We start from the raw sequence: 12,182 nt of genomic DNA on the forward strand, positions 1-12,182 counted from the left end.
CCGCCGAATCACTCAAGACGCAGGACTGGAACACTCGGTCGTGGGACCGGCGCGTCAGAATAATTGGATCGCCAGGTGCCCGAGCGGCAGCCCCAGGCGCCACGCCGCCGTCCACACCTTCGGCCCGTCGTCCTCACCCAACGGCGACCCGCCGCCCGGCACCGCGTCCAGATCGGGCGCGAGCAGCTCCGTCTCCTCCAGCCATCGCCAGGCCAGGTCGGCAAGCTCCAGATCGGGCGAGGGCTCACCGGAGGCGACCGCGTACGCCGCGAGATGCGCCATCCGTTCGCCCACCCAGTCCTGCCACGGCTGGTCGTAGGCCGTCAGGGACATCCACGTCTCCAGCTGGGAGACGACGCGGATGCCCGAGAGTTCGCCTCGCGTGTCGGAGAGGAAAATAGTCAGGGCCAGAGCATCACGCCCCGCGCGGTATTCGAAAGATGCGGGCGGCATCAAATCGCCGGTGCGCAGCAATTCGTCCGCGATGTACTCGGCGTACAGCCAAGCCATCGGGACGGTCAGTTCGCCACCGCTTGGGCCCTCCGTGTTTCCCCGGCTCTCGTGCAGCATCCCGTCTCGCCTTCCTCCGGTCCGTGCGCGTCGCCGGCCTCTGGCCCCCAATCCGGAACACGGACAGGGACAGCCGATTACCCAAGGGGGTCCCTGAGCAAGGCGCTTTACGAAGGCTTGACCCAGCCCTCGGTTTCGTCGCAGGTCGGCAGTCCTGTGTTCTTCGTGTCACATGGCCTGATGATATGAGTCCGTTTCAGGGACTATGACGGCATTGCTACTTGACTCGACCTTGTGCCCGAATGTGGATTCGTTTCGCCGAATATCCCCCATTCACGGAGCCTGGTCGATGACGCAGCGCACACCGCAGGGAACAGCAGTTCTGGCGGCCGTAATGATCGGAGCCACTCTCGCCGCGACCGCCGCTTGCACGGCGAATGGCGAGCCCGCACAGCAGCGGAAGCCGAAGGCGCAGAGCGAAAACCACAAGGAGGGTGCTCGGGGCGGTAATCAGGACGCTCCGCCGCCCGCGCCGTCGGCGGCGGGCGGCGGCCCCGACACGCCGCACGCCTTCACCCTCGTCGCCTCCGGCGACGTGCTCCCGCACTCTTCGATCATCCGCAAGGCCAACGCGGACGCGGGCGGCGACGGCTACGACTTCGTGCCGATGCTCGCGGGCGCGAAGCCGGTGGTCTCCAAGGCGGACCTGGCGATCTGTCATATGGAGACGGTGTACGGCGAGAACGGCGATTACACCGGTTACCCCGCCTTCAAGTCCCCGCCCCAGATCGCCCGCGCTCTGAAGGCCACCGGCTACGACGCCTGCTCCACCGCGTCCAACCACACGCTCGACGACGGGGCCGCGGGGGTGCGCCGCACGCTCGGCGCGCTCGACAAGGCAGGCGTCAAGCACGCGGGTTCGGGCCGTACGGCCGCCGAGGGCCGGTCGCCCGCGTGGCTGCGCGCGGGCGGCGCGAAGGTGGCTGAGCTGGCGTACACGTACGACACGAACGGGTATCCGCAGCCCAAGGGCAAGCCCTGGACGGTCAACCTCATGCAGCGCGACCGGATCGTCGCCGACGCCCGCGCCGCGCGGAAGGCGGGCGCTGACGTGGTCGTGGTCTCGGTCCACTGGGGCACGGAGTGGCAGGACGCCCCGGACCGTCGCCAGCTGAGCCTCGGCAAGGAGCTCACGGCGTCTCGGACGAACGGCCGCCCCGACATCGACCTGATCCTGGGTACGCACGCGCACATCCCGCAGGCGTACGAGAAGGTCAACGGCACCTGGATCGTCTACGGCATGGGCGATCAGATCGCCGGCGACATGATCAACGACGAGGGCGCGAACGACCCGCGGGGCAACCAGGGCACGATCGGCCGCTTCACGTTCGCCCCGCCCGCGCGGCCGGGCGCCCGCTGGGAGGTCAAGAAGGCCGAGTTCATCCCGCATTGGTTCGACACGAGTACGGGGCGTGTCACCAACCTCAACGCGGCGCTCGACCGAGGGGCGGACGTCCGCGACGTGCGTGACCGGATCCGCCGGATCGTCCTGAGCAGGGGGGCGGGCAAGTCGGGCCTGGTGATGGGCCGGTAGCCGGGGCGACGGCTCGGCGACGAGCGCGGCCGGGCTGTCTCTCAGCCCGGCCGGACCCCGGGACCCGCGACTCACCCGACCCGCACCAGCCACCCCCGCCCCGGCTCGACCCGCATCGCCTCACCCGCGGTGAATCTCCGCTCCGGCTGGAAGCCCTCGATCGCGGGAGCGTACGCGGCGACGGGCCCGGAGGCCGAGCTGAGGACGACGTCAACGGGCTCCCCGGCCCACGAGGCAAGCGCCGTCACGGTGCCTCCGGGGCCTTCCCAGGTGGTGGCAAGGACATCGTCACGCCCGGTCCGCACCGGCGGCGAACCGGTGGCCCACCACCCCGTCATCTCCGCCTCCGGCAGCCGGAGTTGATCGAAGGCCCGCCACAGCCCCCGTACGTCCGTCATGGGCGCCCGAGCCGTCATCCCGAAGACGAGACCACGCCAGGGGTTCCCGCCTCCCTCCAGCATCTCGCCCATGACCCCGAACGGAATGCCCGAGATCTCGACGAGCCAGTACGCGGGATCGGCCCCCGCGGTGCCGTCCGCGCCCTCGTAGTCGAAGAGCTCGCCGAGCCAGAGCCGGTCGACGTACGGCAGCAGCTCCGCGTAGAGATTGGCGCTGGAGGCGAATCCGTCCGCCTCGCGGTACTGATTGCAGGAGTGCAGGTCGACCAGCGGGGCCGCCTCACCGGCCGTCCCACCGGAAGCGGCCAGCGCCTTGCGCACCCGCTTCATCGTCGTCCGGTCGTACGCCACATCGTCGAGATAGAGCCCGTCGACCCCCACGACCCGGCGCAGCCGCTCGATCCCGCACACATAGGAGTTGTGCCACCGTGAGTCGCCGGACGTGACGACGGCGACGTCCCCCACATCGGGCGCCACCCACCCGGGCACATAGTCCCCGCCCAGATGCTCCCGCAGCCAGGCGTGCCCGCCCCCGGGCCCCGGCGAGAAGATCTCTCCGCCCAGTGCCGCGAGCACCGGCAACTCCGGTGTGTGGCGCGTCAGTTCACGTACGGTGTCGTACACCTTGACCCGGATCCCGAGCCGGTGCGCCTCCTGCGTGTAGGAGCGAAGCCCGTCCGCGCCCAGGAGCGGGTCGTTGATGTACGGATTGGGCGGCGTCGCGTGGTGCAGATTGGCGACGTTCGCGCCGTACTCGGCGATCTCCGCGGGCGGCGCGTACGCGTGAAAGTAGCGTTCGGAGAGCTGCCGACCCGGTTCGAGCGGCTTGAACGGGGTCAGGAGCAGCCGGAACTCGAAGCACCGGCTCTCGCCCGCGCGCAGCGCCAGCGGCCCGCTGAAGGCGGTGAGGCCCCGCACGTCGTCGGCGGTGCGCAGCCGCACGCCACCCGCACCGTCGCCCGCCCAGGAGTGCGGCGTGCGCAGCGGCTTCTCCCGGTAGTAGTTGGTGTTGAGCGGCCGCGCGTAGTGCTCGTCGCGCAGGCTGAGCTGGAGTCCCGCAGCCGGGTCGCCGAGCCAGAACGCGTCCTGGTTGCGGGTGGGCGTGTCCCAGTTCCAGTCGTACGCCGCCGGGCAGGCACGCCCTGTCAGGCCGAGACCCATGGCGTAGCGCGCGACCTCCTCGCGGACCGGCACGTCCAGCGTCACGTCGATTTCCGTGTCGGCGGTGGCCTCGACCGTGGCGCGTACGACGAGGAAGCCATCCGCCTCCAACTCGCCCTCCGTACACAGGATTACGTCACGTCCGGCGGCCCGCGTCGACCAGCGCACCCGCGCCGGGCCCGGCTGGTCCAGGGTGAGCGGCTCCCGTTCGAGGGGGCGGCCGATGCCGAGCGTGACCGGCCCGGCGAGCAGGTCACGAGAAGGTCCGTCGGAGCGTGTGACGCTGGGTGTGAAGGTGGAGGTGAGCTGCCGGGGGAGCCCGTCCGGGCCGAGCTCGACCGTGCGGCCGAGAATCGCGAGCCGGTGTCCTTCGCCTTCGGCCACCGCCTCGATCGCCTCGACCGGCGTGAACGGCGCCACCACCTCGTCGTCCTGCGCGAACGCCGAGTCCAGCCAGCCGAGCCGCGCGAGCCGCCACGGCTCACCGGCGCCCGCATCGGTGACGGCGTCCTCGCCGACGGTGAGGAGCAGCGGCAGCACCCGCTCCGAGCCATCGATCGCGCGGACGGCTATCTCGCCCTGGTGCAGGCCGGGTCGAGCATCCTCGGGAATCTCTATGCCGAACCACAGCGCGCCAGCCCGCCCCGCGCCGACCTCCACGCGCCGCTCAAAGGCGTGGCCGCGCGCGTCGGTGCCGCCCGTGCTGACGCACCGTACGGGGAAGGGCAGCCCGCGCACCTCGGCGCGGACGTCTGTGAGCTCCTGGAACGCGTACACGCCGACCTGCACCGCATAGAACTCCCCACGGGCAGCGGTGACTTCGAGCGGTGCGAAGGGAGTGGCCCGCGCCCAGCGTGCGGGCAGCCGTGCGTAGCGGCCGAGCGGATGAGCCCGGTCCTCGCCGAAGAGGAGGAACTGCTCGTCCGGGTAGGCCTGTTGGAGCAGGGTGCGCTCCTCCTCCGTCGCCGCGAAGCCCAGTGGCGCGAACGAGTCGACCGCGCTCGCCGCCTCGTACGCGAAGGCCTCCGCGCGCGGCAGCTTCTCCCATCCGGCGGGGCTGTGCAGGCCGCAGCGGTGCACCCAGCCGGGGTCCGCCGTCCGGGTCGGGGGCCGGTAGGCGGCCTGCGGGTAGTAGGGCTTGCCCGTGTGCGCGTACGGGAGGTAGTGCACGGCGTAGGTGCCGGGGCCGTCCGTCGGCTCGAAGGCGATGCGCCCCGCCTCGTCCGTCACCTCCACGGCCACGGTGTTGCGTACGCGCTCCCCGGAGGGACCGACCACGATCACGTCCACCGCGGAGGGGTCCGGATCCTGGCGCCGCCACGGCAGTTCGGCCGCGACGGCCGGGGTCGATCTCTCGGTGGTGGCGGCGCGCACGAGAAGCCGGTGGTTGCCGTAGACGTCGCTGTCCCAGGAGCCGATGCCACATGCCAGCTCCGGATGACCGGTCTCACCCATCTGTGCTCCCCCAAGGGCGCGGTTTATTAGGTAAGTTTCTCAATCGCTCCGGGTCACACTGGAGATCAACCGATCACGCTGTCAAGGGGGACGTCTTGAATAGTGGGGACCCGTCGCTGCTGCGCCGCCTCAACGCGGCCGCCGCCCTGCGTGTGCTGCGCGAACGGGACGAGATCACCGTGCCTGAACTCGCCTCGCTCATCGGCGTATCGCGGCCCACGGCCCAGGACCTCACGGCCCAGCTGCTGCGCGAGGGCCGCCTGGTGGAGCTGACGCCGGGCAGCGGAAGCGTGGGCAGGCCCGCCCGCAGGTTCCGCTTCCGGGCCGAGGCGGCGCACGTCCTCGGTGTGGACATCGGCGCGCACAAGGTCCTGGTGCACGCCGCCGATCTGCTCGGCCGCACCGTGGCCACCCAGCGCGTGGCGGTCACACCCGAACTCCCCGCGGCCCAGCGTCTCGACGCCGTCCGCGAGGCGATCGCGGGCTGCCTGGCACAGCCGGTGGCGGCGGGCGTGCGACCGCTGGCCACGGGTGTCGGCACCAGCGGCATGGTGGACGCCGAAGGCCGGGTGGTGGAGAGCGACTCGCTGCCCCAGTGGACGGGCCTCGACCTCACGCGTGAGCTGGCCGATCCGGTGCACGGCCCCGTCGTCGTGGGTAACGACATCCAGCTCGCGACCCTCGCCGAGTGCACCGGGGGAGTGTCGGCGGGCGCTGGCGACTGCGTGTACTTGTACGTCGGCAACCGGCTCGGCATCGGCCTGTGGATCCGCGGCGAGCTGCACCGCGGACACCACGGCGCGGCGGGGGAGATGGTCGCCGGGGACGGCTGGGAGCGGTGCTACCAGCGGCTTCTCGACTGGTTTGCCGGGCATGAGGGCGCGGACAGGCCCACCCGCGAGAACGCGGCCCGCGCGGTGGTGACCGCGGCCGCCGCGGGCGACGGCGGTGCCAGGTACACCCTGCGCGCCTTCGCCGAGGCCCTCGCCGACAGCCTGGCCCGCCATGTCGCCGTACTCGACCCGCGGACCGTGGTGCTCGGCGGCGGCATCTCCCGTGCGGGGGCCCTGCTCAGCGAGCCGTTCGCGGAGCGGCTCGGCGCTCTCTGCCCCTACCGGCCGACGGTCCAAACCTCCGTACTCGGCGAGGAATCCACCGCAATCGGGGCAGCTCGCCTCGCACTGGAACACATCGATCACGCCGCTCGGAAAAGTCCAACTCTCTAGGACCGGTAGGTGGTTGACGGGCGGGAGCCACGCTTCGATGATGTGGCTCTCTTTCGGCAAGTTGGCTTCTTAATTAGTCGCGATGAGTCACTGTCGGCTGCCACCTTCCATGTTCCGTCGTGCCGTCAGGCCAGGGAGTACGTGTGACATCCCCAGCAACGCAGCGCAGGCCGCGAGCCGCGTCGCCACCACCCGTGCCGGATCCGAAGTCCCCGAGCCCGCCGCGTCACCGCCGCGTCCCGCTCCGCGTCCGACTCCGGAACAACTGGGTGATGCTCGCCCTCATGGCCCCTGGCCTGCTGTTCTTCCTGCTCTTCTTCTATGTGCCGATGCTCGGCAACGTCATCGCCTTCCAGGACTACCAGCCCTTCATCGGCTTCAAGGACAGCCCCTTGGTGGGCCTCGCCAACTTCCAGGAACTCTTCGCCGACCCGGCGTTCTGGGAGGCGGTCCGCAACACCCTGTCGTTCGCCGCGCTCCAGCTGATCTTCTTCTTCCCCGCTCCGCTGGCCCTCGCCCTGTTGATCAACAGTCTGGTCAGCCCGCGCATCAAGAAGTTCGTGCAGAGCGTCGTCTATCTGCCGCACTTCATCTCCTGGGTCCTTGTCGTCGCGCTCTTCCAGCAAGTCCTCGGCGGCGCGGGCCTGTTCAGCAACTACCTGCGCGACCACGGCATGTCCGCACTCGATGTGATGACCGACCCCAGCACCTTCTCGATCCTCATCACCGGCCAGGTGATCTGGAAGGACATCGGCTGGGGAATGATCATTTACCTGGCGGCGTTGGCGAGTGTCGACCAGTCTCTGTACGAATCGGCGGCCGTCGACGGCGCCGGGCGCTGGCGCCGCATGTGGCACGTCACCCTGCCTGCCGTACGCGGCGTCACGATCATGCTGCTTGTGCTGCGCCTCGGTGACGTCCTGTCCGTCGGCTTCGAGCAGTTCCTGCTCCAGCGCGACGCGGTCGGCGCCCGAGCGTCGGAAGTCCTCGACACCTACATCTACTACCACGGTGTCGTCTACGGCGACTGGGGCGTCGGCGCCGCCGCCGGCCTGGTCAAGGGCGTCATCGGAGCCCTGATGATCTACGGCGCCAACAAGGTCGCCCACGCCTTCGGAGAGCACGGGGTGTACAGCAAATGAGCAGCTTCGGATTCCCCCTGCGCACCAAGGGCGAACGACAGCGGATACGCGAGGAGCGGCCCGCCTGGGAAGAGCCGCCGACGAAGATCGGTTCGACCGCCAAGGCCGTCGTCATCACGGTCATCTGCGCCGTGATGATCGTGCCCTTCGTCACGGTCCTCTCCACCAGCCTGGCCTCCCGCAAGGAGATCACCGAGGCGGGCGGCTTCGTCCTCTTCCCCACGGAACCGACCCTGGAGGCGTACCGCACGATCCTCTCCGGAGGCATCGTCTCCCGCGCCGTCGTCGTCAGTGTCCTGATCACGCTCGTCGGCACGGCACTCTCGCTCCTGACAACGATCGCGCTCGCGTACGGCCTCAGCAAGCGCGGCGTCCCCGGCAGCAAGCCGATCCTCCTGATGGTCCTCTTCACGCTGCTCTTCGTGCCGGGCATGGTGCCGATGTACGTGGTGGTCAAGGAGCTCGGACTCCTCGACTCCTACTGGTCGTTGATCCTCCCCGTCATGATCAACGCCTTCAACCTCGTCGTCCTGCGGGCGTTCTTCATGAACATCCCCGAAGAGCTGTACCAGGCGGCGCGGATCGACGGCGCGGGCGACTGGCGGATCCTGACCCGCATCGTGCTGCCGCTCTCCAAGGGTGTCATCGCCGTCGTCGGCCTCTTCTACGCGGTGACGTACTGGAACGCCTTCTTCAACGCGATGCTCTACCTCAACGACTCGGGCAAGTGGCCCATCCAGCTCGTCCTGCGCACCTACGTGGTCCAGGGCAAGTCCATCTCGGGCGACCAACTCGGCGTCAGCCACATGCCGCCGCAGCAGTCGATCTCCATGGCCGTCGTCATGATCGCGCTCATCCCGATCCTGCTGCTCTTCCCGTTCCTGCAGAAGTACTTCACCAAGGGCGTGCTCACCGGCGCCATCAAGGGCTGAACTGCTTTCCCCCTGACATCCCCTGACACCGTTTGCGGAGATTCCCATGACAGGCATGTCCCGACGCACCTTCCTCAGCCTCTCCACCGCCGTCGCGGCGGGGGCTGCCGCCACCTCGCTCACGGGCTGCGGCTCGGGTGGGAAGAAGACGGGCGAGGCGGCATCGTCGAAGGTGAAGCTGCCTTCGTACGTGCCCTTCACCAAGGTCAAGCCCGATCTGCCGCCGAACGCGAAGGGCCTCTCGGCCGGGTTCCTTTCGTACCCGAAGGACTTGGTGCGCAGCGTCCCGAAGACCCCCGGCGACGGGTCGAAGATCACGATGCTCACGGAGATCTGGACGCAGCCGCCGACCCCCAAGGGCTCCAACGCGTACTGGAAGAAGGTCGACAAGGAGCTCGGCGTCGACCTGACCGCCATCCTCGGCACCGACCCCGGCTACGAGGAGAAGTTCTCCGCGACCATCGCGGGCGGCAACCTGCCCGACCTGCTCTGGATACCGCCCAACCAGGGCATCCAGCACATCGCCGAGCTCCTCGAGGCCAAGTGCGCGGACATCACCGAGTACGTCTCGGGTGACGCGGTGAAGGAGTATCCGAACCTCGCCGCGATGACGCCCGCGCATTGGAAGACGGCGGTCGTCAACGGCAAGATCTGGGGCGCGCCCGTCCCGTATCCCGCGTTCGGCCAGGTCTACGCGGGCAACCCCAAGGTCTGGGAGAAGGCGGACGGAATCCAGGCGACAAGCCCCGAGGAGTTCCTCGCCAAGTGCAAGGAGGTCACCGGCGGCAAGGTCTGGGCCCTTGAGCCGATCTACGTGAACACCGCCAGCGTGCTGAGTCAGTGTTTCGGCGCCCCCAACAAGTGGCGGCAGAACAAGGACGGTTCGCTCACCTGGTTCCAGGACACCGACGAGTACCTGGAGACCCTCAACTTCATCCTCAAGCTGAAGAAGGCGGGCGTCTTCTACCCGGGCAACCCCAAGATGGCCGACGCGTACATCAAGATGGCGCAGGGCTCGATCGGCGCCACCGTCCACGCCAGTCCTTTCCAGGCGCGCGGCGAGATCCGCGTCCAGGACCCCGGGCTCGCCGCCGAGATCATGGTCCCCTTCGCCGCGGGCGGCAACAAGCCCAACCACCACTTCCACCTGGGCACGATCGGCTACACCGCCATCAGGAAGGGCGACGAGAAGCGGGTCCGTATGCTGCTCGGCGTCCTGAACTACCTGGCGGCGCCGTTCGGCAGCAAGGAGCGCGAGTTCCTCGAGTTCGGCACCGAGGGCGAGGACTTCACCTACGACAAGAACGGCTTCCCGGAGCGCACCAAGCAGGGCAAGCAGCAGGTCGAGGGCCTCTTCAGCGGGCTGCAGACGGTGACGACCTCACCCTTCGCGCTCATCGCGTCGAGCTTCACCGGCGACGAGCGGGCGCAGGACGTCAAGGACGTCTACGCCGTGGAGCAGAAGCTCCTGGAGACCGCCGTCCGCAACCCGGTGGTCGGCCACTACTCCGACGCCTACACCCAGCACTACGGGCGCATGTCGACGGAGGCGACCGACCTGGTCAACGACATCGTCAGCGGACGCAAAAAGCTCAGCGAGTGGAAGCCGTTCTGGGCCGAGTGGAAGAACAAGGGCCTCGACCAGATGGCCAAGGAGTTCGCGAAGTCGATCGAGAAGAGCGCTTGACCCGCCGGATGGCTAGGGCGTCTTGTCCTGTACGTCGGCCTTCGCCAGCTCCGACTTCCGGTACGAGTACCCGAAGTAGACGACAAGGCCGACCACGAACCACACCGCGAACCGCACCCACGTCTGCCACTGGAGGAACGTGATCAGCCAGATCGAGAAGACGACCCCGATCGCGGGCACCACCGGCATTCCGGGGCAGCGGAACGTACGCGGCAGACCGGGCTGCTTGTAGCGCAGCACGATCACCGCGATACACACCACGACGAACGCCAGCAGGATGCCGATATTGGTCAGTTCGGCCGCCTCGCCGATCGGCAGGAACCCAGCGATGGCGGCCGACGCGAACCCGACGATCCACGTCACACGCGTCGGCACATGCCGGGTCGGGTGGGTCTTGGCGAACCACTTCGGCAGCAGTCCGTCGCGGCTCATCGAGAACCAGACGCGGGTGACACCGAGCATGAAGGTGAACATGACGGTGAGGATGCCGATGATCGCGCCGACCGCGACGACGTCGGCGAGACCGCCGAGGCCCACCGACTTGAAGGCGGTGGAGAACCCGCTCTCCGGGTCGATGTCCTTGTAGCTCTGCATACCCGTGAGGACGAGACAGGCGAGGACGTACAGGACCATCGAGATCGCAAGGGAGTAGAGGATCGCCTTCGGCATGTGGCGCTGGGCGTCCTTGGACTCCTCGGCGGCGGTGCTCATCGCGTCGTAGCCGAAGACGGCGAAGAAGACCGTGGCCGCACCCGTGAATGCCCCGCTGACCCCGAAGGGGAAGAACGGCTTGTAGTTCCCGGTGTTGATGTGGAAGAACCCGACCGCGATGACGATCAGTACGACGATGACCTTCAGTACGACCACGATCATCTCGAAGCGCGCCGCGTTCTTGATGCCGAGGGTCAGCAGATACGCGATGAGCAGGCAAAGGACCGCCGCGAACAGGTCGACCTTGTGCCCGTCGCCGGTGCCGGGCGCGCCCAGCATCCATGTGGGCAGTTCGGCGCCCATGTCGATGATCAGGAAGTTGAAGTAGCCCGAGATGCCGATCGCGACCACCGCCACGATCGCCGTGTACTCGAGGAGCAGATCCCAGCCGATGAACCAGCCGGTGAGTTCGCCGAGGACTACATAGCCGTAGGTGTACGCCGATCCCGCCTTGGGGATCATGCCCGCGAACTCGGCATACGAGAACGCGGCCGCGGCGCTCGCCACACCCGCGATCAGGAACGAGATGAGGACGGCGGGGCCCGCAGTGCCGTTGGCGACGGTGCCCGCGAGGGTGAAGATGCCGGCGCCGATGATGCCACCGACACCGATCGCGGTGAGCTGCCAGAGGCCGAGCGTGCGGGTGAGGCCGCCACCCGCTCCCGACTCTGTCTCTTCGATGGTTTCGATGGGCTTGCGGCGCAGGACGCCATGCCCCATCCGGAGTCGCGCCATGGGCTCCACCTTTTCGCGGACGGCAGTCGGCTGATGGCGGCTCATGATGGCGCAGGCGCGCGGGGGACGGAAGACACCACACCCGTCACATGTGTGAGGGTTCAGTACTCTGGCGGCTGTGGCCTACGGCACCACGGTGACGGGCCAGCGACCCGCCTTGACCAGGCGTACCGCGACCGATCCGACGATCCGGTGGCCCGCCTGCTCGGAGGCACCGACGACCACGGCGTCGGCCTTGAGGTCGTCCGCGGCCGTGACCAGACCGCTGTAGGGGTCGCCCCGGAAGGTGTGGAACTCCCAGCGGACGTCGAATATGTCCTTCACCCGCTCGGCCGACGCCCTGATCTCGGTGATCAGGCCTTCGGCGATCTCGTCGGTCGTATCGGCCACCGGGGCGCCGAGGGCGGCGCTCGCGGCGAGGACCGGCTGGACATAGACGACGGCGAGCAGAGCACGCTGCCGTCTCGCCAGTCCTCCGGCGTATGCCGCCGCCCGGAGCGAGGAGTCGGATCCGTCGACACCGACGACGATCACCTTCGGGCCGTCTGTACCGCGTTCGAACTGGTGAGAGTGGTCTTCGGTCACAGCGCAGAGGTTAACGGAGACCTTCGTTCCTGTTGAGGGCACCCAC

At 68.6% G+C, this 12,182-nt stretch carries 9 protein-coding genes; 5 read left to right on the forward strand and 4 right to left on the reverse strand.

The window, feature by feature from the left end:
* Positions 1–54: 54 nt before the first annotated feature.
* Complete coding sequence (locus ACGFSB_RS31745; protein ID WP_393406366.1) at positions 55–570, reverse strand: hypothetical protein; 516 nt, start codon at positions 568–570, stop codon at positions 55–57.
* A 289-nt stretch (positions 571–859) separates the two neighbouring features.
* Between ACGFSB_RS31745 and ACGFSB_RS31750 the strand changes: the two genes are divergently transcribed.
* A complete protein-coding gene (locus ACGFSB_RS31750) occupies positions 860–2,104 on the forward strand; it encodes a CapA family protein (RefSeq protein ID WP_393406368.1) in 1,245 nt (414 codons plus the stop codon).
* A gap of 71 nt (positions 2,105–2,175) precedes the next feature.
* Here ACGFSB_RS31750 and ACGFSB_RS31755 read toward each other — a convergent pair whose 3' ends face one another.
* Positions 2,176–5,118 carry a glycoside hydrolase domain-containing protein gene (locus ACGFSB_RS31755; RefSeq protein WP_393406370.1) on the reverse strand — a complete coding sequence of 981 codons (2,943 nt, stop codon included), beginning with the start codon at positions 5,116–5,118 and terminating at the stop codon, positions 2,176–2,178.
* Between the two features lie 95 nt (positions 5,119–5,213).
* Here ACGFSB_RS31755 and ACGFSB_RS31760 point away from each other — a divergent pair, with 95 nt between their 5' ends.
* From ACGFSB_RS31760 to ACGFSB_RS31775, 4 genes are all read left to right on the forward strand, one after another.
* The gene (locus tag ACGFSB_RS31760) at positions 5,214–6,344 is read left to right on the forward strand and encodes an ROK family protein (RefSeq protein ID WP_393406373.1); all 1,131 of its coding nucleotides are present in this window, start codon (positions 5,214–5,216) and stop codon (positions 6,342–6,344) included.
* Between the two features lie 194 nt (positions 6,345–6,538).
* Positions 6,539–7,486, forward strand: coding sequence for an ABC transporter permease (locus ACGFSB_RS31765; RefSeq protein ID WP_393406597.1), 948 nt, complete (start codon positions 6,539–6,541; stop codon positions 7,484–7,486).
* Positions 7,483–8,418, forward strand: coding sequence for a carbohydrate ABC transporter permease (locus ACGFSB_RS31770; RefSeq protein ID WP_393406376.1), 936 nt, complete (start codon positions 7,483–7,485; stop codon positions 8,416–8,418). Before ACGFSB_RS31765 ends, ACGFSB_RS31770 begins: the two co-directional genes overlap by 4 nt.
* Before the next feature lie 55 nt (positions 8,419–8,473).
* Positions 8,474–10,105: an extracellular solute-binding protein gene (locus ACGFSB_RS31775; RefSeq protein ID WP_393406378.1), complete on the forward strand. Its 1,632-nt coding sequence runs from the start codon at positions 8,474–8,476 to the stop codon at positions 10,103–10,105.
* A 12-nt stretch (positions 10,106–10,117) separates the two neighbouring features.
* On the opposite strand, the gene ACGFSB_RS31780 is transcribed toward ACGFSB_RS31775, so the two are convergent.
* Together ACGFSB_RS31780 and ACGFSB_RS31785 are read right to left on the reverse strand one after the other, a co-directional pair.
* Positions 10,118–11,551: an amino acid permease gene (locus ACGFSB_RS31780; RefSeq protein WP_393406380.1), complete on the reverse strand. Its 1,434-nt coding sequence runs from the start codon at positions 11,549–11,551 to the stop codon at positions 10,118–10,120.
* A 123-nt stretch (positions 11,552–11,674) separates the two neighbouring features.
* Positions 11,675–12,136 carry a universal stress protein gene (locus ACGFSB_RS31785; RefSeq protein ID WP_393406382.1) on the reverse strand — a complete coding sequence of 154 codons (462 nt, stop codon included), beginning with the start codon at positions 12,134–12,136 and terminating at the stop codon, positions 11,675–11,677.
* Between the last annotated feature and the right edge of the window lie 46 nt (positions 12,137–12,182).

Origin of the sequence: Streptomyces sp. NPDC048441, from assembly GCF_043200235.1 — a bacterium.
Taxonomy (GTDB): domain Bacteria; phylum Actinomycetota; class Actinomycetes; order Streptomycetales; family Streptomycetaceae; genus Streptomyces.